Annotated in this window: 21 protein-coding genes and 1 other annotated feature; of the genes, 17 read left to right on the top strand and 4 right to left on the bottom strand. The window is 39.2% G+C overall.

What is annotated here, in order from left to right; all coding sequences use genetic code 11:
* Positions 1-323: 323 nt before the first annotated feature.
* Positions 324-692, bottom strand: a complete 369-nt coding sequence (locus CBF29_RS12275) for an iron chaperone (RefSeq protein WP_126810017.1) — start codon at positions 690-692, stop codon at positions 324-326.
* Positions 693-782: 90 nt separating this feature from the next.
* Positions 783-1031, bottom strand: coding sequence for a hypothetical protein (locus tag CBF29_RS12280; protein ID WP_126810018.1), 249 nt, complete (start codon positions 1029-1031; stop codon positions 783-785).
* A 360-nt stretch (positions 1032-1391) separates the two neighbouring features.
* On the opposite strand from CBF29_RS12280, the gene clpB reads away from it, so the two are divergent.
* The 5 genes from clpB to CBF29_RS12305 all read left to right on the top strand — a co-directional run bounded on the left by clpB (position 1392) and on the right by CBF29_RS12305 (position 10320).
* Positions 1392-3998 (top strand): ATP-dependent chaperone ClpB, encoded by a 2607-nt coding sequence (gene clpB / locus CBF29_RS12285; RefSeq protein ID WP_126810019.1) that lies wholly within the window; start codon positions 1392-1394, stop codon positions 3996-3998.
* Positions 3999-4290: 292 nt separating this feature from the next.
* Positions 4291-4794 (top strand): NADH-quinone oxidoreductase subunit NuoE family protein, encoded by a 504-nt coding sequence (locus tag CBF29_RS12290; RefSeq protein ID WP_126810020.1) that lies wholly within the window; start codon positions 4291-4293, stop codon positions 4792-4794.
* Positions 4795-4854: 60 nt separating this feature from the next.
* The gene (locus tag CBF29_RS12295; RefSeq protein WP_126810021.1) at positions 4855-6732 is read left to right on the top strand and encodes an NADH-quinone oxidoreductase subunit NuoF; all 1878 of its coding nucleotides are present in this window, start codon (positions 4855-4857) and stop codon (positions 6730-6732) included.
* A gap of 12 nt (positions 6733-6744) precedes the next feature.
* Positions 6745-8487, top strand: coding sequence for an NADH-dependent [FeFe] hydrogenase, group A6 (locus CBF29_RS12300; RefSeq protein WP_126810022.1), 1743 nt, complete (start codon positions 6745-6747; stop codon positions 8485-8487).
* 168 nt (positions 8488-8655) lie between these two features.
* A complete protein-coding gene (locus tag CBF29_RS12305) occupies positions 8656-10320 on the top strand; it encodes a phosphoenolpyruvate carboxykinase (ATP) (protein ID WP_126810023.1) in 1665 nt (554 codons plus the stop codon).
* A 56-nt stretch (positions 10321-10376) separates the two neighbouring features.
* Here the strand turns inward: CBF29_RS12305 and CBF29_RS12310 are convergent, their stop codons facing one another.
* The gene (locus CBF29_RS12310) at positions 10377-10844 is read right to left on the bottom strand and encodes an ECF transporter S component (protein WP_245987388.1); all 468 of its coding nucleotides are present in this window, start codon (positions 10842-10844) and stop codon (positions 10377-10379) included.
* 474 nt (positions 10845-11318) lie between these two features.
* Positions 11319-11552: a binding site (T-box leader), on the top strand.
* Positions 11553-11595: 43 nt separating this feature from the next.
* Between CBF29_RS12310 and hisZ the strand changes: the two genes are divergently transcribed.
* From hisZ to ribF, 11 genes are all read left to right on the top strand, one after another.
* Positions 11596-12711, top strand: a complete 1116-nt coding sequence (gene hisZ, locus CBF29_RS12315; protein ID WP_126810025.1) for an ATP phosphoribosyltransferase regulatory subunit — start codon at positions 11596-11598, stop codon at positions 12709-12711.
* 1 nt (position 12712) lies between these two features.
* Positions 12713-13336: an ATP phosphoribosyltransferase gene (gene hisG, locus CBF29_RS12320; RefSeq protein ID WP_126810026.1), complete on the top strand. Its 624-nt coding sequence runs from the start codon at positions 12713-12715 to the stop codon at positions 13334-13336.
* Positions 13337-13339: 3 nt separating this feature from the next.
* Positions 13340-14629, top strand: coding sequence for a histidinol dehydrogenase (gene hisD / locus CBF29_RS12325; protein WP_126810027.1), 1290 nt, complete (start codon positions 13340-13342; stop codon positions 14627-14629).
* The gene (gene hisC / locus CBF29_RS12330) at positions 14622-15662 is read left to right on the top strand and encodes a histidinol-phosphate transaminase (protein WP_170170074.1); all 1041 of its coding nucleotides are present in this window, start codon (positions 14622-14624) and stop codon (positions 15660-15662) included. Before hisD ends, hisC begins: the two co-directional genes overlap by 8 nt.
* Complete coding sequence (gene hisB, locus CBF29_RS12335; RefSeq protein ID WP_126810029.1) at positions 15649-16233, top strand: imidazoleglycerol-phosphate dehydratase HisB; 585 nt, start codon at positions 15649-15651, stop codon at positions 16231-16233. The genes hisC and hisB overlap by 14 nt, the downstream gene beginning before the upstream one ends.
* Positions 16227-16937 carry a 1-(5-phosphoribosyl)-5-[(5-phosphoribosylamino)methylideneamino]imidazole-4-carboxamide isomerase gene (hisA, locus tag CBF29_RS12340; RefSeq protein ID WP_126810030.1) on the top strand — a complete coding sequence of 237 codons (711 nt, stop codon included), beginning with the start codon at positions 16227-16229 and terminating at the stop codon, positions 16935-16937. The genes hisB and hisA overlap by 7 nt, the downstream gene beginning before the upstream one ends.
* 12 nt (positions 16938-16949) lie before the next feature.
* Positions 16950-17696 carry an imidazole glycerol phosphate synthase subunit HisF gene (gene hisF, locus CBF29_RS12345; protein ID WP_126810031.1) on the top strand — a complete coding sequence of 249 codons (747 nt, stop codon included), beginning with the start codon at positions 16950-16952 and terminating at the stop codon, positions 17694-17696.
* Positions 17693-18040: a phosphoribosyl-AMP cyclohydrolase gene (hisI, locus tag CBF29_RS12350; RefSeq protein WP_126810032.1), complete on the top strand. Its 348-nt coding sequence runs from the start codon at positions 17693-17695 to the stop codon at positions 18038-18040. The genes hisF and hisI overlap by 4 nt, the downstream gene beginning before the upstream one ends.
* Positions 18037-18363: a phosphoribosyl-ATP diphosphatase gene (gene hisE / locus CBF29_RS12355; protein ID WP_126810033.1), complete on the top strand. Its 327-nt coding sequence runs from the start codon at positions 18037-18039 to the stop codon at positions 18361-18363. Before hisI ends, hisE begins: the two co-directional genes overlap by 4 nt.
* Before the next feature lie 287 nt (positions 18364-18650).
* Entirely contained in the window at positions 18651-19568 is a 918-nt protein-coding gene (gene truB, locus CBF29_RS12360) for a tRNA pseudouridine(55) synthase TruB (RefSeq protein ID WP_126810034.1), read from the top strand.
* 12 nt (positions 19569-19580) lie between these two features.
* Complete coding sequence (ribF, locus tag CBF29_RS12365; protein ID WP_126810035.1) at positions 19581-20519, top strand: riboflavin biosynthesis protein RibF; 939 nt, start codon at positions 19581-19583, stop codon at positions 20517-20519.
* A 112-nt stretch (positions 20520-20631) separates the two neighbouring features.
* Here the strand turns inward: ribF and CBF29_RS12370 are convergent, their stop codons facing one another.
* Complete coding sequence (locus tag CBF29_RS12370; protein WP_126810036.1) at positions 20632-21600, bottom strand: hypothetical protein; 969 nt, start codon at positions 21598-21600, stop codon at positions 20632-20634.
* A 239-nt stretch (positions 21601-21839) separates the two neighbouring features.
* On the opposite strand from CBF29_RS12370, the gene hemW reads away from it, so the two are divergent.
* Complete coding sequence (gene hemW, locus CBF29_RS12375) at positions 21840-23003, top strand: radical SAM family heme chaperone HemW (RefSeq protein ID WP_126810037.1); 1164 nt, start codon at positions 21840-21842, stop codon at positions 23001-23003.
* The last annotated feature ends 122 nt before the right edge of the window (positions 23004-23125 follow it).

Consider the following 23125-nt stretch of genomic DNA (forward strand, 5'->3'; position numbering starts at 1 on the left):
TTAGGCGCTTTAACCATAACAGATTGGGGCTCTTTTTGTACACCCAAAGGGTGTTAAAATAAAACAAGATAAACACCGTCACAAAAGTGTTTATCTTGTTTTTTCAAATAAGTATGAATTATCCAGGAATAAAAAAGAACGCCACATCGAAATAGAAAAGGAAGCGAAAATTTCTATTTCGATATGGAGTTCAGAGTCAGGATAAGAGTGTATCAAATGACTTTTTATGCGTGTGTAAAAGTCTATATCTATATATTAAATCCTTTGTATCAGAAAATCAAGAGTAATTGAGAATATTTCTCAATTAATTTTTATTTTCGATATCACCGCCAAAAATTTTTGTGGTCTGCTTTGTCAGTGATATTGAAATCAATCATTTTTTTTATCAGTGAGTAATCAATCGCTTGTCCCCATTTGATTCTAATAATGTTTTGGGTATGATCATAACCAGCTTGTTCGATATCGGCGGTGAAATGTTTTATAGTCACAGTTTCCGGCGATACGGCAAAATGATTTTTGGAGAAACTAAAGCCGATGATGTAGGTTCCATGGGCAGTGTACATCGGTTGATTCCATTTGACGACAGACACTAGTTCAGGATATGACTGTTCAATCCAAGAAAAAAGTTCTTTGATTTGTCCCCTATGGTCAGGGTGTTTAATGTGATTGACAATTGTTTCAAATTCATTCATAAGTTTTCCCCTCTTTTTTAAAAAATAAACTAAAGCAAAAAAGATGTTCTGCCAATGATAATCGTTACAATCTAGTATTGATTTTTCCAACTAAATTTCTTTATAAACTTTTAGTCCTTGTTTTAATCCAAGATAGAAAGTTCCAGCTGTAACCAGTAACATAGGAACTGCGGTCATGAGATTTCTTGCCGTTGTTTGGGCGTCCATATACCCCTCTTTATCCGGGAAAATCAAATAGGAAATAGCGTACCAAAAGCTATAAAAATTAACTAAAAATACGATGAATGAGATGATTGCTAATAATAACCAAAAAATCACCAAAAAATTTGTCTTTTTCATGCGGGTCAACCCCCTTAGCTATTTTTTCCATTATAACAAGGACCGAGGAAACTAAAAAGTGATATGATTCAAAGATAAATTTTTGACAGGTAGGAATTCAAATGAAATATCATAAAAGCAATAAAATATAATGACTGAGAGTTGATTTCTATGGAAATAAAAAAATCAAATATTCACACGTATTTTTTGACCATTTTTGACCAAAAGGATATAATAAAGGGGTAATAGAAATTTGAAAAGTCCCTGTTTACTATCAATGAAAGTCTTTAGTCGCCGACGTTAATTGACGATAGTTGTTGAAAAACTTGGAACATTTGGATTAGTAGACGGTGGACGTTAAATTAATTAGGAGGTAGCAATATGGCAGTAGAAAAAATGACAACCACAGTACAAGAGGCCATCGCTGAAGCACAGCAAATTGCTATGCGTAGAAAAAATCAGGAAATCGATATTTCTCATCTATGGAAAGCTTTTGTACAACCGGGAAACTTTGCCTATAATTTTTATCAAGAAGCCGGTGTAGACTTGAATCTCTTTTCAAGTGAAATCGAGCAAGCAATAGACCAGCTTTCTGTGGTGGAAGGCAATGTTCAGTATGGTCAAACATTTAGTCAAAATTTATTTTATCTCATTCAAGAGGCTGAAAAAATCAAAAATGAGTTTCAAGATGATTACTTATCCACTGAAATTTTATTATTAGCGCTAATGAAACTAAAAAATTATCGCTTGACAAAATTTTTATCAACACAACAGATAACTTATAAGGCAATGAAAAAACAGATTGAAGATATGCGAGGGGGAGAACGAGTGACTTCTCAAAATCAGGAAGAGCAGTATGAAGCACTTGAAAAATACGGGGTTGATTTAGTCAAGCGGGTTCGTGAAGGAAAGCAGGACCCTGTCATTGGACGAGACGAAGAAATCCGGGATGTGATTCGCATTTTATCGCGCAAGACTAAAAATAATCCGGTGTTGATTGGAGAGCCGGGCGTCGGTAAAACAGCCATCATTGAAGGGCTGGCTCAGAGAATCGTTCGGCGAGATGTACCAGAAAACTTAAAAGACAAAACTATTTTTTCTCTGGATATGGGGGCGCTTATCGCCGGGGCTAAATACCGGGGGGAATTTGAAGAACGTTTAAAAGCTGTCTTGAAAGAAGTTAAAAAAAGCGACGGACAGATTATTTTATTCATTGATGAAATCCACAATATTGTCGGAGCAGGAAAAACTGAAGGCAGTATGGACGCCGGTAATTTGCTGAAGCCAATGTTGGCGAGAGGAGAACTCCATTGTATCGGTGCAACGACTCTCGACGAATACCGGGAGTATATGGAAAAAGACAAAGCCTTGGAGCGAAGATTCCAACGAGTGTTAGTCCAAGAACCAACAGTTGAAGATACGATCAGTATTTTGCGGGGGCTGAAAGAACGATTCGAAATCCATCATGGTGTAAATATCAATGATAATGCAATCGTAGCGGCAGCAACGTTGTCACATCGATACATTACCGACCGGTTTTTGCCGGATAAAGCCATTGATTTAGTTGATGAGGCTTGTGCCTCCATACGGGTAGAAATGAATTCTATGCCGACGGAATTAGATCAGGTGACTCGTCGGTTGATGCAGTTGGAAATTGAAGAAGCGGCATTAAAGAAAGAAACCGATGATGCCAGTAAGAAACGATTAGCAATTTTGCAGGAGGAACTTGCTGAACTTCGCGAAGAAGCTAACGAATTGAAAATGAAGTGGGAAACAGAAAAAGAAGAAGTCAATAAAATTAGCGAAAAACGCAGTGAACTTGAAACTGCCCGCCGACAACTTGAAGAAGCTGAGAGTGATTATGATTTGGAGAAAGCGGCCGTGCTGCGCCATGGTACTGTTCCTCAATTGGAAAAAGAGCTAAAAGAATTGGAAGGCAGAAATACTCAAATCAGTGAGCGTTTGATTCAAGAATCTGTCACAGAGCATGAAATTGCGGTTGTTGTTGAGCGGTTGACCGGTATCCCTGTTGCTCGCTTAGAAGAAGGGGAACGGGAAAAGATTTTACGACTAAACGAAACGCTTCACAAGCGTGTCATCGGGCAAGATGAAGCTGTGGAAGCAGTGGCAGATGCCGTTATTCGTTCTCGGGCCGGGTTGCAGGACCCTAACCGTCCGTTGGGTTCGTTCTTGTTCCTTGGGCCGACTGGTGTTGGGAAAACGGAACTGGCTAAAGCGTTGGCTGAAAACTTGTTTGACTCTGAAGAACATATGGTGCGTATCGACATGAGTGAATATATGGAAAAGCACAGTGTCTCACGGCTGGTAGGTGCCCCTCCAGGTTACATCGGGTATGAAGAGGGAGGACAACTGACAGAAGCAGTCCGACGTATTCCATATACGATTGTTCTTCTGGATGAAATCGAGAAAGCTCATCCAGATGTGTTTAATATTTTACTTCAGGTGTTGGATGACGGCCGATTAACAGATAATAAAGGACGGGTCGTTGATTTTAAAAATACTGTGATGATTATGACAAGCAATTTAGGTTCTCACGTTCTGCTGGATGGACTGACTCTGGAAGGAGAAATTTCTGATGAAGCAAAACGTCAGGTCCAAGACTTGTTGCGCAGTCACTTCAAGCCGGAATTTTTAAACCGGATTGATGATACGATTTTATTCAAGCCTTTAACTTTAGCGGATATGAAACAAATCATTGTCAAATTGACGAATGAGTTGGGAGAAAAGCTGGCAAATCAGGAAATGACATTAGTGATTTCAGATGAAGCTGAGGATTGGATTGCTGAACGAGCTTACGAGCCGGCATTTGGCGCAAGACCTTTGAAACGATTCTTGACAAAAGAAGTGGAGACGCCGTTGGCTAAAGAAATTATTGCTGGGAAGATTCAACCAAGGCAGCAAATCATGATTACGGTAGAAAATGAACAGTTGGTTTTCAAAACACAAGATTTGGAAAATGATATCTAGTTTAACAATAGCTCTGTATTATAACAGTTAATCAGGCTGCTTAGGTGTAGTAACTCTTATACATCTAAGCAGTCTCTTTTTTTAAAACCTTTGTGTGTAACTGTTTTAGACAATCTAATTAAAAGTTATGAGACCAAAAAAATATTAATGTGTACCTTTTCACAATATTAGTGTTTTATTTTAATTAGTTTTTGCTATAATTAAAGAAAGGCACTGAAAGTGTTGGATTTTTTTATGTTCACGCTTTCTATAGTGAATTATTGATCAAGTGAGAAAGGAGGGATAAAGACAAATGAGTGTTAAGGAAAAAGTATTTGATTTTATCGAAACAGAATCCCAGCATCAGGAGTTTGAAGAATGTCTCAACAATTTACAAGGTGTCCAAGGAGGGCAAATGCCGGCATTGCAGGAAGCCCAAAGAATTTATGGGTATCTGCCAGTGGAGGTATTAGAGAGGATATCTAAAAAATTAGATGTTCCTTTAGAAAAGCTTTACAGTACGGCAACGTTTTATTCTCAGTTTACCTTTGTACCAAAGGGCAAGTATACCATCAGCGTGTGTATGGGAACTGCTTGCTATGTTAAAGGAGCCGGAGATATTTTAGATTCTTATGCAACGAGTTTGAAAATAAAGCCCGGTGAAACAACACCAGATCGTAAGTTCACTTTAGAATCCGTTCGTTGTATCGGAGCGTGTGGATTGGCACCGGTCATTACTGTTAATGAAGAGGTGTATGGACGGTTAACGAAGAAAAAGGGAGACAAAGTATTGGTTACTTATCTAAATCAAGAGTAACACTGAATACTAAAGATAGTTGGCCGAAACCTTTGATTTAAAAGAGTCAGGAGCAGAAATATGAAAAATTGGAGTGAATTAAAAGAGCTTCGAGATAGTTATCGTCAGAATGTTGCGATTCGTCTCGAAGACGGTACAGAGTCAGATTTTCAGTACGAAAAAGAAATTCTGGTTTGTGCAGGTACGGGATGTATTTCTTCTAAAAGTGGAGATGTCATCCAAAATTTAAAAGATGAACTTGAAAAACATGGTTTAGCGGATAAAGTTCGAATCGTTTCTACCGGGTGTTTTGGTTTATGTGCCCAAGGACCGATTGCTATCGTCTATCCAGAAGGTGTATTTTACCACCTAGTAAAACCTAAAGATGCCAAAAAAATTGTAGAACAACATTTAATTGACGGAAAACCAGTTGAAAAATTGCTTTATCACGATCATAAAACTAAAGAAGTTATTAATAAGTTATTGGATACACCTTTTTATCATAAGCAAAAAAGGCTTGCCCTTCGAAATTGCGGACGGATTGATCCTGAGCGCATTGAAGAATATATTGCCTTTGATGGTTACCAAGCATTGGCAAAGGTTGTGAATGAATACACACCGGACGATGTCCTGAATGATTTGAAAGAATCTGGTCTAAAGGGACGTGGGGGTGCTGGATTTCCGACCTTTATGAAATGGTCTTTTGCTAAAGAGAGTCCTTCTGATCAAAAATATATTATTTGTAATGCTGACGAAGGGGACCCGGGAGCATTTATGGACCGCTCTGTATTAGAGGGAGATCCTCATGCAGTTATTGAAGCGATGGCAATTGCAGGCTATACCATTGGAGCGAATCAAGGGTATGTTTATGTTAGAGCGGAATATCCGATCGCAGTTAAACGTTTGCGAATCGGTATCGAGCAAGCAAAAGCAAATGGCCTTTTAGGAAAAAATATTTTGGGTAGCGGTTTTGACTTCGATTTAGATTTGAAGTTAGGGGCCGGGGCGTTTGTTTGTGGTGAGGAAACAGCGCTTTTAGAAAGTATTGAAGGTCACCGGGGGGAACCTCGTCCTCGTCCACCATTCCCTGCTGTTAAGGGTTTGTTTGGAAAACCAACCGTTGTTAATAATGTGGAAACGTATGCAAATATTCCTCAAATTATCCTTAAAGGACCAGAATGGTTCACAGAGATGGGAACTGAAAAGTCTAAGGGAACAAAAGTATTTGCATTAGGTGGAAATATTGTGAATACGGGTCTTGTTGAAGTACCTATGGGAACTACTTTGAGAGAAATTGTTGAAGATATTGGAGGAGGCATTCCCGACGGCAAGCAATTTAAAGCTGCTCAGACTGGAGGCCCTTCTGGCGGATGTATTCCAGTTGAGCACTATGATGTGCCGATTGATTATGACAACTTAACTGAAATTGGTTCTATGATGGGTTCTGGCGGACTCATTGTCATGGATGAAGCTAATTGTATGGTGGACATTGCTAAATTCTTCTTGGAATTTACCGTAGAAGAAAGTTGCGGTAAATGTGTGCCTTGTCGTATCGGAACCAAGAGATTGTTGGAAATTTTAGAAAAAATCACCATGGGTAAAGCGACCATGGAAGATTTGGATAAGATGGAAGAATTATGTCTTCATATTCAAGAAAATTCTCTTTGCGGCTTAGGTCAGACAGCGCCGAACCCTGTGCTTTCGACCTACCATTACTTTAAAGAAGAATACATTGCCCACGTTATGGAGAGACGTTGTCCAGCCGGTGTTTGTAAGAACTTAATCACATATGAAATTGATGAAGTTGCTTGTACTGGGTGTACGGCCTGTGCTCGAAGATGTCCAGTGGACGCTATCAGCGGAAATGTTAAAGAAGCTCATCATATCGATCAGTCACTATGTATCAAATGTGGTCAGTGTCTGGAAGCTTGTCGTTTCCATGCAGTCAATGTAGGTTAGGAGGTGAGACTTGTGAAAGAAATTATGATAACTATTAACGGAAAAGTATGTACAGCGCCGGAAGGATCAACCATCCTTGAAGCAGCAAGAATCAATAATATTGAAATACCTACGTTATGTTTTCTGAAAGAAATTAACGAAATAGGTGCTTGTCGGATGTGTGTGGTTGAAGTGAAAGGAATGAAAAATCTTATCACTGCTTGTGTCTATCCGATTAGGGAAGGGATGGAAATCACCACAAATTCGAAGAAAGTGTTTAAATCAAGAAAAATTAACTTGGAATTGATTCTTTCAACTCATGAAAGAAAATGCTTGTCTTGCATCAGGAGTGGAAACTGTGAACTTCAGATGTTGTGTAAAGAGTTTAGTGTGGATGATGAAGATTACTACAACGGTGAAAACTTGCAGTATGATTTTGATGATACTTCAGTTCACATGTACCGTAATGATAACAAATGTATTCTTTGTAAACGTTGTGTAGCTGCTTGTTCTGTATGGCAAGATATCGGTGTCGTCGGACCAAATGATCGTGGTTTCAAGACCCATATCGGCAGTGCTTATGAAAAAAGTTTAGGAGAAGTCGCCTGTATTTCTTGTGGACAGTGTATTGTCGTCTGTCCGACGGGTGCTATCGCTGAAAAAGACCAGACTAAGGAAGTTTGGGCAGCTTTGGATGATCCGACTAAGCACGTGATTGTTCAGACAGCCCCTTCAACTCGTGTGACGCTAGGGGAAGCCTTTAACATTCCGATTGGGACAAATGTTGAAGGTAAAATGGTGGCCGCTTTGCGTAGAATTGGTTTTGATAAAGTGTTTGATACGAACGTTGCGGCAGATTTTACTATTATGGAAGAAGCTAATGAATTCATTGAACGAGTTCAAAATAATGGCCCTCTACCAATGTTTACGTCCTGTTCTCCAGGATGGATCAAGTATTGCGAGTCTTATCATCCAGAATTAATTCCTAACCTGTCTAGCTGTAAATCTCCTCAACAGATGTTTGGGGCACTGGCAAAGACATGGTATGCTGAAAAAATGGGTATTCATCCGAAAGACATCTTTGTTGTAGGTGTTATGCCGTGTACTGCCAAAAAATTTGAGGTGACACGGGAAGATGAAGCTGCAGCGGGATATTCAGATTGTGATGTGGCTCTAACTACTCGTGAGGTTGCCAGAATGATCGAAAAAGCAGGTATTCGTTTCAATGATTTACCTGATGAACAATTTGATAATCCGTTTGGAGAAGCTACAGGTGCTGGATACATTTTTGGCGCAACGGGCGGAGTGATGGAAGCAGCGCTGCGAACTGCAAGTGAAACATTAGCAGGTCATCCGATAGACAGTATTGATTTTAAAGAAGTTCGCGGAATGGAAGGTATCAAGGAAGCAAGTTATGAAATTAATGGTACCAAAGTAAAAGTGGCAGCTGTATCAGGAATTGCCAACGCGAAGAAAATAATCGAAAAAATTCAGTCTGGGGAAGAATTCTATCATTTTGTTGAAGTGATGGGTTGTCCGGGTGGATGTATCAATGGCGGTGGACAGCCTGTTCAGCCAGCTTCTGTTAGAAACTTTGTAGATTTGAAAACAAAACGTGCCGCTGCTTTATATGAAGCAGATAAGAATCGCGGCCTTCGAAAATCCAACGATAGCCCGATTGTTAAATTAGTTTATAAAGAGTTTCTAGGAAAACCGGGAAGTGAAAAGGCTCATAGCGTATTACATACGAGCTTTACTAAACGGTCAGAGTTTTAGTCGTTTTATAAAAATGTATCACGTATTATTTTTGACGCACCGCATGCGGTGCGTCATTTAAACTTTTAATGTCTTTTGACAATTATTTTATAGAGTGGTACGATTTGCATTGTAAGGTGACTTTCACCAAGGGAAATTTTACACATTCTGCTAGAAGGAGATGAATTTATGAGTTCAATTAGTCAGTTTAGAGTAGAAGATATCAATCAACAAAACCCGATTTTTTCTGATTTCCGTGTCATGGTTGAAACAGCATTTTATGGAAATCATGTAAAAAAAGTTTCAACGCTTGAAGAAGCCTATGTGCTTGCAAAAGATGCACCTGGAACGATTGTGACAGATTTACCTGTTTATCAGCCCGAGGAATTAGGTTTGCCTTCAGATGCTAAAATTTTAGTAGATAATTGCGGTGGCATTGTGGGCAGGACTTCGGCGGCAAGACGTTTTATTAATCAGCAGACGGAGACATCTACAAACTATGGCGTTATATTAAGAGAAGCTTTATTTCAGGCAGAAAAGAAAGCGTTTTATCGCAGCCGGGTCGTGGTCGGGCTTGATGAAGATTTTATGATCAATGGCCATGTGATGGTGCCTGAGGGTTATGAACAAATGCTTTATTCATATTTGCTGAATTTCCAAGTTGTCAATGAAGAGTATCAGAATAAATATCAACAGTCGAAGCCATATGCGGAAGGGGATATCTTTTTATTCGCCGATCCAGACTGGTCACATCCTGATTTTCCGTTGGGATTGGCTTTGTTTGACCCAGATCATAACGTAGCAGCGATTTTAGGGTTGCGTTATTTTGGAGAATTTAAAAAGGCTACCTTGACTTTAGCTTGGACGATTGCACATCGCAATAACTTTGTTTCGTGTCATGGCGGTATGAAACAATTTGAGCTTGAGGATAAAAGTCATTATACGATGGCTGCTTTCGGTTTGTCTGGTTCTGGTAAATCCACTATCACGTTGGCAAATCACCAACACAAATATCCGATTAAAGTGCTCCACGATGATGCCTTTGTTATTTCCAAAAAAGATGGCTCATCCATTGCTTTAGAGCCGGCTTATTTTGATAAAACACAAGATTATCCTATGGCCAGTCAAGATATTCAGTACTTTTTAACTGCCCAAAATGTGGGCGTGACGATGGACAATAATAATCGTAAAGTATTGGTAACTGAAGATATCCGGAATGGTAACGGCCGAACGGTGAAGTCTCGCTTTGCCACACCAAACAGGGTGAATCATTTATCTGAGAAAATAGATGCTATTTTTTGGATTATGAAAGATGATAGTCTGCCTCCACTAGTTAAATTAGAAGGAGATGTTTTGCCTGCAGTGTTTGGGGCAACTTTAGCTACTAAACGTTCAACAGCGGAAAATTTAGATCCAAATGTTAAAATAGATAATCTCGTCATTGAACCTTTTGCCAACCCTTTTAGAGCTTATCCTCTAGGGGAGGATTATTTGAGTTTTAAAACCTTGTTTTCAACCCATGACATAGACTGTTATATTTTGAATACTGGTTTTTATAATGACAAGAAAGTCACAGCGAAAATCACACTTTCTCTGATTGAAAAAATCATTGAAAACCAAGCTAGCTTTGAACCCATGGGACCTTTAGCAGGACTGAGTTATTTACCAGTCGCAGGTTATGAGCCAGATTTTAATGATAAAAAATATATGGAATTGTTAAAAGTTAGAATGGAAACAAGATTGAACTTTATCCGAGAAAAAGAAACGATTAATCATGGCTTTGATTCGCTGCCGACAGAAGCTTCACTGGCAATGACAAGGCTCATCAAGACTTTGGAAAAATATTTAAGATAAGTGACAAAAAGCTTCGCCATCATAAGTGGCGAAGCTTTTTTCAATCGTTGATAGGGTTAATTCAATCTCATTTTGCTGCCAAGTGCTTTTGTCAGCAATGGTAAAACCACAACTGCGATTCCACCGCCAATTAATGCTGTGATTAATTGAGGGACGGAGAACGTAGCTGAAATCATTTTTGCTTGAGGTCCCTGTAAATGTAATACGAATGGCAGAAGGAATTGGACCACGGAAAGGTATAAAAATATAAATTTGGCTACCCCTCCGACGATAGTTGCCGTAATCGTTGAAGCAACGGACATCTTCGAGTTTCTACCAGCAATAAAATGCCAAGCGACGACAAGAACTGCATTCCCCAAAGCGATGCAGATGATGATTTGCCAGAAAGCAGGTCCGATACCAAAAAAGAAAGCAAAAATCGGTGATAAACATGCAACGGTTAAACCGCTAGATAATCCTCCAAGCATGACAGCAATGATTAGAATTAAATTGACTAGTGAGCCTGTAATAAGGGTGTTTTTCATGGATGAGGTTATCATCTGTACAGATACTAATAAAGCTAAGAGTAGTGCGGTTTGCGTGATCCAAAGTGTTTTTCGGTTCATAAGTGGACGCTGTTAAAGTGAAATATTTCACATAAGACGGCGTCGGTTCACATCCTTTCTTTTGAAACCCGGCTAATTTCAAATGTCCTTTTGATAAAATTTAAATATGATTAAGTAGATGATGACGGCTGATATCAAAAAAGATTATATTTGCAATCGAAGGGTTTCTTCAATATGTTTACTATTATATCAGAATTTATTTGTTTTGCTCATTAATTTATCAAAATACCTGTGATTTTTTTACATCAAAAGAATGGATTGGACCAAATTTTTAAAAGACAGGCACAGGAAAATTTTGAAAGTGATAAAAAAACATGAAAATTAGAAATAAATTAAAAAAAGATTAGAAAAAATCTTGACATTTTCATTTAACATGAGTAACATACAAGTTAAATCAAAACGTTGAAGAGAAGAGTAGGTATAGAAGCATATCAGAGACTTCTTGGTGGGTGAAAAAGAAGATGCGTCTATATTGAAACACATCTCGGAGTTGTAAAGGCGAAATGAAGTAGTCTTTACCGGAAGGAACCGTTATCTTTCCTGAGTGTGAAAGCACTCATTAAGGTCAGTATTGCAAAATGCTGGCGAATTAAGGTGGAACCGCGAAGTCAAACTTTCGTCCTTTCAGGACGGAAGTTTTTTGTTTTTTTTTAGAGGAGGGAGATTGGAAATGAAGTTTTATAGTCCACTGGGTACTAGAGATTATGTTTTGGAAGAAGCACGGTTGAAAAAACAGCTTGAAAGGGAAATTGATGCTCGTTTAGCTAGCTGGAATTATCAGGAAATTGAGACGCCAACGATTGAGTATTATGAAAATTATCAGGTTGGGTTTGAAAGTCTAAACGAAAAAGCTTTATATAAATTTATTGATGAACAGGGAAATCTCTTGAGTTTAAGAGCGGATATGACGATTCCAATTGCACGAGTAGTTGCAAAAAAATTTCGTAATGCAGAAATGCCGTTAAGATTCCGTTATTGTGCCAGTGTTTTTAAAGTTCATGAGGAATTGACAGGTAAGAAAAATGAAATTTCTGACTGTGGGGTAGAGTTGTTAGGTTTGCCTAAAGAAACTGGCGATTTGGAAGTCATAATTTGTGCTTTAGATGTTTTATCAACATTGGAAAATATGACATTTATCTTAGAGCTGGGGGATAGCCGCTTTTTCAATCAAATTTGTGAAAAAGTTGAAATTACAGATGAAGAGAAAAATCATTTAGCCAAACTCGTTGGCGAAAAGCAAGTGACAGATTTGGCTCTTTATTTGGAAGAGTTGGCACTGCCAGAAGACTATCAAGTAATCATCAATCAGCTAGTCTGGTGGAACGGGAAATTCGATGTTCTTGAGAAAGCAAGAAAAAAAATAGTTGATGCGGATTTATTGAGAATCCTTGATGAGCTGGCAATATTGTACGAGCAAATCGACTATTTAGGCTACGGTGATCAAGTTCACATCGACTTAGGGAAAATCGGCCGTCTGAATTATTATACGGGAATCATTTTTGAAGCTTTCGTTGAAGGTGTAGGTTTAAGAATTTTAAGCGGCGGCAGGTATGACCAATTGCTAAAAAAATTCGGCTTTGACTTACCGGCAGTGGGTTTTTCAATAAAAGTAGATCAATTACTTAAAAAAATGGAAAGTCCTGCGCAACCTGAGCCTATAACAATCGAATATCCTCAGAAGCTTATGCTGGAGGCTTTGAAAAAGAGACAAATACTTAGTGGGCAGTCTCCGATTGAATTAAAAATCAATAATCAATTGACAGATATTCGTGTAAGGGGGTTATGACATGTTGATGATTGCCTTGACAAAAGGCAGACTTGAGAAAGCAAGTTTGCCCTTGTTCGAAAAAAATGGGTATGGTGTGGAGAAATTAAAAAATAAAGGACGGGAACTAGTCTTCCAAGACACAAAGAAAGACATTGCTTATTTTTTAGCTAAAGCACCTGACTGCATCACTTATGTGGAGCATGGAGTGGCTGATGTTGGAATTGTGGGCAAAGACACTTTGCTGGAAGAAAACTGCAATTGCTATGAACTGCTCGATTTAGGCATCGGCAAGTGTCAGTTTATAGTGGCAGGCTTGTCTGATTGTGATTTATGGAATATGACGGGACACATCAAAATTGGAACCAAATACCCGCGAGTGGCCCGACAGTATTTTAATCAAAGAGGAATGGACGTAGAAATCATTAAAATAGAAGGTTCAGTCGAAGTCGGCCCGTTGCTTGGGTTATGCGATGGTATTGTAGACATTATGGAAACGGGGACGACACTGAAAGAAAATGGTCTTGTGGTCTTTGACACAGTTAGTGAAATCAGTGCCCGTCTGATTGTAAATAAAGCAAGTTTTATTTTGAAAAAAGAAGAAATTTTAACCCTGTTGGATGACATTAAATCTAAGGAGGCATAATGGATGTTACAAGCAGTTGATTATCAAAATGAAAATGAAATGAAGCAGTTGTTGCAAAGCCGTAGCAGTGAGATAGACCCTGAAATTATTGTACAGGTAACCAACATTATAGAGCAGGTGAAATCTGAGGGTGATCAAGCAGTTAAAAAGTTTACCCAACAGTTTGATTCAGTTTGGCTGGATGATTATATAGTCTCACAAGAGGAAATCGATACCGCCGTCAAAAGTGTGGATCCATTTTTAATGGAAAATTTTCGGGAAGCAAAACAAAACATTGAAAAATTTCATATACCTCAAAAGGCGAAAGGATTCGAGTTAACCCAAGAGGATGGTGTTTATCTTGGTCAGCGCGTGCTTCCTCTTGATAAAGTGGGGATTTATGTTCCAGGGGGGAAAGCAGCCTATCCCAGCAGTGTTTTAATGAACGTGATACCAGCCAAAATTGCCGGCGTAAATGACATCATCATGGTGACTCCGCCAGACCGTCAAGGCCAAGTCAATCCGGTGATACTGGCAGCGGCAGCTGTGGCTGGTGTGGACAGAATTTATAAAGTGGGCGGTGCTCAAGCTATTGCCGCTTTGGCATACGGGACAAAAACTATTCCTAAAGTGGATAAAATCGTTGGCCCGGGCAATATTTATGTCAGCGTTGCAAAAAAACTCGTCTTTGGTTTAGTTGACATCGATATGATTGCCGGTCCAAGTGAAATTTTAGTGATAGCAGATGAAGCAGTCGAGGCCAGTTATGCAGCAGCGGATTTATTGTCTCAAGCCGAGCACGATCCTCTGGCGAGCAGTATATTAATCGCTTTATCTGATGAGAAAATAGCAGCAGTGACTAAAGAAATCAAAAAACAATTAGCAGAGTTGCCTAAAAAAGAAATCGCTTCGGCTTCTTTGAAAAACTATGGTTATAGTCTAAAAGTTTCGTCTATCGAGGAAGCAATCGAAGTCTCCAACAGAATTGCTCCTGAGCACTTGGAACTGCTAGTAAATCAGCCAAAAAACTACTTACCTTTGATTAAAAATGCCGGCAGTATTTTTCTAGGCTATGATTCTTGTGAAAGTATTGGAGATTATTTTGGCGGGACGAATCACGTGTTGCCGACTAACGGCACAGCTAGATTTTATTCTTCCTTGGGAGTAGAGAGTTTTGTCAAGCGTTCATCTTATCTGCATTGGACGCCAGAAGCACTGGAGAAGCATGGGGATAAGATCATCAATATGGCTCTTAGTGAAGGGCTCCAAGGACATGCCCGAGCGGTCGAAGTCAGGAGGGAAACTTATGAGTAGAGGCTACCGTGTGGAGCAGCTGGAGGGCTGTCAGTTAAATGCTAACGAAAAACCAGCGAATCTTCCACCTGAAATCATTGAGGAAATCAAGGGCAAGCTGCCGGGAATTTCATTCAACCGCTACCCTGATGATGGTGCGAAAGATTTATGCGAGGCATACGGGACTTATGCAGAGGTTGCTCCGGAACAGATCATCGCGGGAAATGGGAGTGATGAAATTTTAGGGCTGCTTATTGCTACCTATATTAATAAAGGGCAGAAGCTTTACACCTTAGATCCAGATTTTTCGATGTATGATTACTATGTTCAACAGAATGAGGGAGAAGTCATCCCTTACTCGTTAGGTGTCCAAAAAGTATTTGATGTGGAAGAGTTTATTGCTAAAGGGAAGGAATCACAAGTAGACTTGATTATTTTTTCCAATCCCAATAATCCTACTGGGCAGGTCATAGAAGACCAAGAAATTTTGAAAATCATTGAGGCTTTTTCTGATATTCCCGTCATCATTGATGAGGCTTATACTGAATTTTATGGGCGGACAATGGCACCTTACTTATCAAAATATCACAATTTAGGAATTACCAGAACGTTGTCTAAAGCGTTTGGTTTAGCAGCTATCCGTTGCGGATTTTTACTTGCTCACCCAGAGATAATCGCACACGTGAGGCCTTTAAAAGTGCCTTACAATGTGAATAGTCTGACTCAATTGGTGGCAACGACTGTTTTAAACCATTGTCACTTAATCCTAAAAGATGTGGCAGATCTTTGTGAGGCTCGTGATGTTTTGTATAAAAACTATTCTAAGCTTGCCCCTGATTGTTTGAAGTTGTATCCTTCACAGGCTAATTACTTTTATGGTGTGTGTCAACTCAGCAGTCAAGTGCCGGAGACGTTTGCTGCATCAGGTATTGCAGTTCGTCAGATGGGTGAGGGTGTTATTCGATTGACAGTGGGAACAGCATCAGAGAATGACAAGGTCTTGGAAGTGTTGAAAAAATTAAAAGGAATGGAAAAATCAAATGAGAAAAAGTGAGATAACGAGAGAAACCAAAGAAACGAAAATTCAAGCTTCTATTGATTTAGACGGCACCGGGAAAAGCCTAGTAGAGACTGGGATTGGTTTTTTTGACCATATGTTGACGCTGTTTGCGTTTCATTCAGGGTTCGATTTGACATTGAAAGCGGACGGAGATTTATCTGTGTGCGACCACCACACCATTGAAGACTGCGGTATCGTGTTAGGCACGCTAGTCAATCAATCTTTAGAGGACAGGGCAGGAATCCAACGGTATGGAAGCATGCGAATGGTGATGGATGAAACATTATGTGATGTGGATCTTGATATTAGCGGACGCCCTTACTTAGTCTACCATTGTGATTTAGTACGGGAGATGATTAAAGATTATTCATGTGAAATGACGAAAGAATTTTTATATGCTTTTGCTATGCAGTCAAAAATCACGTTGCATGTCAACGTATTATACGGCGACAATGACCACCACAAAATCGAGGCAATTTTTAAAGCACTGGGAAGAGCTCTTGCAAAAGCATGTGAAGTCACTGGGACAGACATCCCTTCTTCCAAAGGGGTGATTCAATGTTAGTATTGCCAGCAATTGATATTTTAGAAGGAAAGCCAGTGAGACTTTATCAAGGGGATTATGATCAGAAAGAAGTCGTGGGGAAGGACATCCACTCCTTGGCAGAAAAATTTGTATCATTAGGAACTAAATTTTTACATATCGTAGATTTGGACGGAGCAAAAGATGGAAAGCTGGTCAATGGAGAAGCTATTATAGCTTTGGCTAATCATTTGGAAATCCCTGTGCAAGTGGGTGGCGGTATTAGGGACATGGAAAAAATCAGTCAATATTTGGATAATGGCATCAACCGAGTGATTTTAGGGACAGCCGCTTTAGAAAACAAACAATTTTTAGAGGAAGCTTTAGACAAGTATGGCGAAAGAATCGTTGTGGGTGTGGATATTAAAAACGATCATGTGTATGGCCATGGCTGGTTAAAATCTTCTGCTGTTCCTTACGAGGTATTTATTTCTCAACTGGAAGAGATGGGAGTCAAAAGGATTATCGTGACGGATATCAGCAGAGACGGCACTCTGGAAGGAGTAAATGAAGTCTTGCTGAAAAAAATTCAATCCTTGACCAAAATGTCTATTATTGCTGCCGGCGGGGTAAAAAGTATGCAGGACGTGAGAGCGGTTAAGAAGATTGGTTTAGAAGGTGCTATCACTGGGAAAGCCATCTATGCAGGGACGTTGAATTTAGCAGAAGCACTTTCGCTACAATAAGGAGGGGACTGGATGAAAAAGAGAATTATTCCATGTTTAGACATAAAAGATGGAAAAGTGGTCAAAGGGGTCAACTTTGAAGGATTGAAAGTAATGGGAGATCCGGTGTCATTGGCAAAAAAATATGCAGATGAAGGCGCCGAAGAATTGATCATCTTGGACATTTCAGCTACTAATGAACAAAGAGACACCTCTGCGAAAGTGGTGGAAGAGGTTTGTCAAAGTGTGGAGATTCCAGTAACAGTCGGGGGAGGCATCAAGTCTTTGGCTGACATTGCTCGAGTTTTAAATCAAGGAGCTAAAAGAGTCTCTATCGGTACGGCTGCACTGAAGGATCCGGAAATGCTCCGAGCAGCAGTAGAAAAATTTGGCGGAAAATCAATTGTCGTGGCAATCGATGTAAAACAAATTGACGGACAGTGGCAAGTGATGACGCACGGAGGAAAACAATCTAGCGGTGTCGAGCTGATGTCTTACTGCCGTCAACTGGCTGAGTTGAAAGTCGGGGAAATTCTTTTGACAAGTATGGCATCTGACGGCATGAAAAACGGGTATGACATTGAACTGCTGAAGATGGTCAAAACTGCTATAGGTCTGCCGTTGATTGCCTCTGGCGGATGTGGGGAAATGTCTCACATCGCAGAATTATTTATCGAAGAAGCTGCAGACGCTGCCTTGGTCGCCTCCCTTTTGCATTATGGCGACACAACGGTTGATGAGATTCAAGATTTTCTAGCTACCCAAGGGGTATTGCCATGATCAATAAAGAATTACTTGAGCAGATTGATTTTGAGAAACAAAAGGGTTTAGTTCCTGCGGTCGTTCAGGAAGCAGCCACTGGGGAAGTGTTGATGTTAGCTTACATGACCAAAGAAAGCCTGCTGCAGACGATGGAAACACAGCTTGCAACCTATTATTCACGTAGTCGTCAGGAGCTGTGGGTCAAAGGGGCTACCAGCGGTCATTATCAAAAAGTAAAACAGATCGTGGCGGATTGTGATTATGATACTCTTCTGATAAAGGTCACTCAAATTGGCAGTGCTTGTCATACAGGGGAAAAAACTTGTTTTTTCAACCAATTGTACGGAGGTGAAAATAAATGACGAATGAATTTGAAGCTTTGTTTCAAGTGGTTAAACATCGTCAGGAGTCTCCAGCAGAGGGTTCGTATACTTCCTATTTATTTGATCAAGGGATTGAAAAGATTTTAAAAAAAGTTGGGGAAGAAAGCAGTGAAGTCATCATTGCTGCTATGAAAAACCATCGTGAGGAAATTATCGCTGAAACCAGTGATCTGCTTTATCATTTATTTGTGATGTTGGCAGAAAGAGGAATTTCTTTTGAAGAAGTTACTGCCGAAATTGAAAACCGAAGTCATAAAGTAGGTAATTTAAAACAGGAGCGTCCGGATATTACTGATTACTGATCTCACTGCTACAAGCTGCGCCATATCATAAAGTATGGGCAGTTTTTTATATTCATCAAGTATCGTCGAAGCGGCTTTCAGAAATATTTTCTCTAGCGTAAAAAAATCACGTAAAATCAGTTCAGAAACTTTAATAGAGAGATAAAAAAGCGGCTGGCAGTCATCATTGTCAGTTGCTTTATTTTTTTTCAAGTGTTGAGAGATTATCAACAATCCTTCTTTGACTCAAAAAATATTTTTTATGTTATAATGGTTGAGTTATTTAAGTGGATAGAGAGGTTATTTTCATGGATGGAATTATTGCCTTATGGAAAGAACGTGGTATGACAAGCCATGATTGCGTCTTTAAATTAAGACGGATATTACAAATGAAAAAAATTGGTCACGGGGGAACCCTTGATCCTGACGTGGACGGTGTTCTCCCTATTTGTATCGGCAAAGGGACGAAAGTGATAGAGTTTTTGCAGAACAATGCAAAAGTTTACGAAGGAGAAATCACAATCGGTTTTTCAACGACCACAGAAGACCGCAGCGGGGAAAAAGTTGTTGTGAAGGCCGTGGAACAACCGCTGACTATCGAGGTCATCGATGAGGCAATGGGACAGATGGAAGGGCTCATCACGCAAATCCCTCCTATGTATTCTGCCGTTAAAGTCAAAGGGAAACGGTTATATGAATATGCCAGAGAAGGCCTAGAAGTAGAACGTCCTAAACGCAAAGCTGAAATATTCTCATTTCAACGGACAAGCCAGCCTTGCTATCATGAGGACACTCATACTCAATCGTGGCGTTTCCGAGTAGTTTGCGGGAAAGGAACCTATGTACGCACCTTAGCGGTAGATACAGGGAAAGTGCTGGGATATCCTGCCCATATGTCTGATTTGACCCGAACTGCCAGTGGTGGACTAGAAAAGGAACAAAGCTTTACACTTCAGGAAATAACTGATTTGGTCGAAGGGGATGACTGGTCGTTTGTCCTTCCCATTGAAAAAGTTTTTGATGATTCCTATAAAAAGCTTTTCTTAACAGAAGAACAATACAATAGTGTCAAACATGGGGGCTTCTTGAGCCAAGAAGAAGTTGGGAAAATTAAAGATGGAGAGATTCTCCCTGTTTTTTATCATCAACAAGTAGTTGGTATTTATGAGAACCACCCTACTAAAACAAATATGTTGAAACCAAGAAAAATTTTAAGAAATGAATAGGTAGAGAAAATAATGAAAGTAATTGAAATTCATCACCCATACACAGAAGATATGATTCCGCAAGATGATGTCGTTCTGGTTTTAGGTTTTTTTGACGGTGTTCATAGAGGACATCAAGAAGTGATTAATCGCGGAAAAAAAGAAGCAGAAAGACTAGGGCTTAAATTAGCTGTGATGACGTTTAATCAGCACCCGTCGATCGTATTTAAGAAAATTGAGCCTGGAGGCATGAAATATCTGACTACAATTGAGCAAAAATGCGAAATTATGGAAAGATTAGGTGTCGACTATTTGTATTTAATTGAATTTACGTCAGCTTTCGCAAGTTTGTCTCCGCAGGAATTTGTGGATCAATACATTGTGGCTCTCCATGGGAAAGTGGCGGTAGCCGGGTTTGATTATACTTATGGACCGATAGAAACAGCTTCAATGAAACAATTGCCTAGCTACGCACAAGATCGATTTGAAATCATTTGTGTAGAAAAACAGGAAGACAAAAACGAAAAAATCAGTTCCTCAAAAATCCGTTCATTGATGGAAGCAGGGGACATGGAAGGTGCTGCCCAGCAGCTGGGATATGTTTATGAAACCACAGGGACCGTTGTTCACGGAGATGCACGGGGCAGACTGTTAGGATTCCCGACAGCAAATGTGAAAACTAGATCAACTGTCAGACTGCCTAAAAATGGTGTCTATGCGGTGGAGTTGGAAGTGGCTGGAAAATGGTATCCGGGGATGGCTCAAATCGGTCGCAATATCACCTTTGAAGAAGATCGGGATATCACAGTTGAAGTCAATATTTTGGATTTTCATCATGATATTTATGGGGAACATGTTAAAGTGCGCTGGCATCATTATCTGCGGGGGGAAATAAAATTTTCCGGACCTGAAGGATTGATTCAGCAATTAAATAAAGACCAAAAAGAAACGCAGGCATACTTTGCCGGATAGTGATTTATTAATATAAAAGACAAGAGAATCAACTGGAATAGTCGATTCTCTTAATTGTAAGTCCCAACTATAGAATGTTGTGTTTGCTTATATTTCACTAAAGAACAAGTAATTAAAAGCATTTGGCACAAGGAGTCAATCCGCGATTCAGAGCATCTTCTAAAGTCGCTTCTGTATAGGTGCCGTTTCCACAAGCCCTTCTATGATATTTTTTTCCAGTTGGTGTTACCAAAACAATCGATGTATTTGGAGGCTCTGGAGTGTTGGATACAGCTTCTTGCTGTTCTTGTGCTATGATTTGTTGGTTGATCGTTTCGAGACGATTTTCGAAGGCAGTATGGTCAACAGGAATCTCTTTGACAGCTGCTGCCGCTTTTTCGTAATTTTCTCTAGTTTTATTTTGTTCAGCAACACCAAGTGCATTTTCCGCTGCTAAAGTAGTTTCTGAAACTTTTTGTTCAAAAGCAATGGTCTCTTTTACTTTCTCCAAGCGAGCTTCCAAGTCATTATCATTTTTTTTCAACTGGTTAACTAGAAGATAAGCATAATCATAATTTTCGTTGGTAGGCTCATTTTCAGCGAGAATGACCGAAGCTTTTGCTTCTTCATATTTTTGCGATTCTCTCTCAAGTTCAAGTTTTCTTTGTCTTTCTTTTTCTTCTTTCAGAGCTATAGCTTTTTTGAACTCACTCGAAGGAGAAATAGTAACTTTTTCTTTTAATTCTTTTTTACCAAACCTGCTGATTAAATTAACAGAATGCTCCTTAGGCAAGGATAAACTCACTTTGTACTTAAAAGTACCATCTTTTGATAGAGTGACATTTTTTCCTTCAATTTTTAAAGTTGCATCGGGATTAGTTTCCCCTCTAATTATAACGATACCTTCTTCATTTGTGGTAAGGTGGTTGTTTTCAACTGCTAATTGTATGCTTTTAGGAGTGACAAATGTCATAAGGATTATAAATGCTAAACTTAGACCCAAATATTTTAACCCTCTTTTGAACCTACGTTTAACAATAAAATAGAAACATGCAATAAATGAAATAATTGCTAAAATAAGAAAAAATATTCCGAAAATCAAAATTAACTCCTCCTTTTAAATTACTATCATACTAATTGTAGATCATAAGGGTACGAAAAAAAAGCGAAGTTTCATTTTTTCTATAAAAGAAATTTCTGATTTGCTTATTAGCATGGCTAAAAAACTTGAAAAAGGATAGTCGGAGAGATAAACACTGATAGATAGTTAGTCTATGTTACCTTTGATAAGTTATAAAAAAATTTTTGATATGCTCAGTTTTTTTGAAAGGATTTTGTTAGATGTTAAAAAATAAAGAAGTTCAGTACAGTCAGCTTTCGGCCTATATCCATATCCCTTTTTGCGAGCATATTTGCTATTATTGTGATTTTAATAAAGTGCTGATTGAAGACCAGCCTGTGGATGAGTATATTTCTGCGTTGCTGAAAGAAATCGATTTGATTAAAACTAAGTATTCGGCAAATACAATGGAGACGATTTATATCGGGGGAGGTACGCCAACAGCTTTATCAGCCAAACAGCTGGATGTTTTGTTGGCAGGGATTCGTTCAAGACTTCCCTTTAATGAAGGAAATGAATTTACAGTAGAAGCTAATCCAGGTGATTTGACCCTTGATAAATTAAATGTCTTAAAAAATTATGGTGTGAATCGTCTGTCAATGGGGGTGCAATCATTTGATAATCGTTTGCTAAAAAAAATCGGCAGAAGGCACTCCGCAGAAGATGTTTATACCACGTCGAATCTGGTTGAGAAAGCCGCAATCGACAACGTGAGTATTGACTTGATTTACGCATTGCCGGGGCAAACGATAGAAAGCTTTTCTGATACTTTGGAAAAGGGTTTGGCTCTTGATTTACCCCATTATTCTCTTTACTCGCTCATTCTTGAAAATCAAACTGTTTTTTATAATTGGGCAAGGCAGGGGCGCTTGCATTTACCTTCTGAGGATATTGAAGGAGATATGTTTGAGTTAGCTGCAAAAAAAATGGAAGCGGCCGGTAAAAAGCAATATGAAATAAGTAACTTTTCGATTCCCGGTAAACAAAGTCGTCACAATCTAGTTTATTGGGATAATGAGCATTATTATGGACTAGGGGCTGGAGCAAGCGGTTATCTTGATGGCAAACGATATAAGAATCATGGGCCTATCCAACATTATTTAGCCCCTCTGAGAAAAGGTGAATTGCCAATTCGTGAAGTAGAGACATTGACAGAGGAAAATAAAATTGAAGAAGAGATGTTTTTGGGATTGAGAAAACTAGAAGGTGTTTCGCTGGCAAATTTTGAAGAAAAATTTGATTGTTCGATTTTTGATGTTTATGGCTCTGCGATTAAAGATTTAGAAAGAAGAAAACTTATCACAATAGATCAACATTTCATCGCATTGAGTAAGAAGGGACTTATGATCGGCAACGAAGTGTTTGAACAATTTTTACTTGATTGATTATGACTAAAGCTGCTATTCTGACGGAAAATATATACTGCCACGCAATATTAGCACTCGAAACGACCGAGTGCTAATATTGCGTGGTTTTCCGTTGACAAGAGATAGTACTCTTGGTATAC

The sequence above is a fragment of the Vagococcus elongatus genome (genome assembly GCF_003987645.1).
GTDB classification, from domain to species: domain Bacteria; phylum Bacillota; class Bacilli; order Lactobacillales; family Vagococcaceae; genus Vagococcus_A; species Vagococcus_A elongatus.

Coding starts and splice junctions, on each gene's coding strand:
- hisC (WP_170170074.1), top strand. CDS start 14,622: ATGAGTAGAGGCTACCGTGTGGAGCAGCTGGAGGGCTGTCAGTTAAAT.
- CBF29_RS12280 (WP_126810018.1), bottom strand. CDS start 1,031: ATGAAAAAGACAAATTTTTTGGTGATTTTTTGGTTATTATTAGCAATC.
- CBF29_RS12295 (WP_126810021.1), top strand. CDS start 4,855: ATGAAAAATTGGAGTGAATTAAAAGAGCTTCGAGATAGTTATCGTCAG.
- hisG (WP_126810026.1), top strand. CDS start 12,713: ATGTTGATGATTGCCTTGACAAAAGGCAGACTTGAGAAAGCAAGTTTG.
- hisA (WP_126810030.1), top strand. CDS start 16,227: ATGTTAGTATTGCCAGCAATTGATATTTTAGAAGGAAAGCCAGTGAGA.
- truB (WP_126810034.1), top strand. CDS start 18,651: ATGGATGGAATTATTGCCTTATGGAAAGAACGTGGTATGACAAGCCAT.
- hisE (WP_126810033.1), top strand. CDS start 18,037: ATGACGAATGAATTTGAAGCTTTGTTTCAAGTGGTTAAACATCGTCAG.
- hisZ (WP_126810025.1), top strand. CDS start 11,596: ATGAAGTTTTATAGTCCACTGGGTACTAGAGATTATGTTTTGGAAGAA.
- ribF (WP_126810035.1), top strand. CDS start 19,581: ATGAAAGTAATTGAAATTCATCACCCATACACAGAAGATATGATTCCG.
- CBF29_RS12310 (WP_245987388.1), bottom strand. CDS start 10,844: ATGAAAAACACCCTTATTACAGGCTCACTAGTCAATTTAATTCTAATC.
- CBF29_RS12305 (WP_126810023.1), top strand. CDS start 8,656: ATGAGTTCAATTAGTCAGTTTAGAGTAGAAGATATCAATCAACAAAAC.
- hisD (WP_126810027.1), top strand. CDS start 13,340: ATGTTACAAGCAGTTGATTATCAAAATGAAAATGAAATGAAGCAGTTG.
- CBF29_RS12290 (WP_126810020.1), top strand. CDS start 4,291: ATGAGTGTTAAGGAAAAAGTATTTGATTTTATCGAAACAGAATCCCAG.
- hisF (WP_126810031.1), top strand. CDS start 16,950: ATGAAAAAGAGAATTATTCCATGTTTAGACATAAAAGATGGAAAAGTG.
- hisB (WP_126810029.1), top strand. CDS start 15,649: ATGAGAAAAAGTGAGATAACGAGAGAAACCAAAGAAACGAAAATTCAA.
- clpB (WP_126810019.1), top strand. CDS start 1,392: ATGGCAGTAGAAAAAATGACAACCACAGTACAAGAGGCCATCGCTGAA.
- hisI (WP_126810032.1), top strand. CDS start 17,693: ATGATCAATAAAGAATTACTTGAGCAGATTGATTTTGAGAAACAAAAG.
- hemW (WP_126810037.1), top strand. CDS start 21,840: ATGTTAAAAAATAAAGAAGTTCAGTACAGTCAGCTTTCGGCCTATATC.
- CBF29_RS12275 (WP_126810017.1), bottom strand. CDS start 692: ATGAATGAATTTGAAACAATTGTCAATCACATTAAACACCCTGACCAT.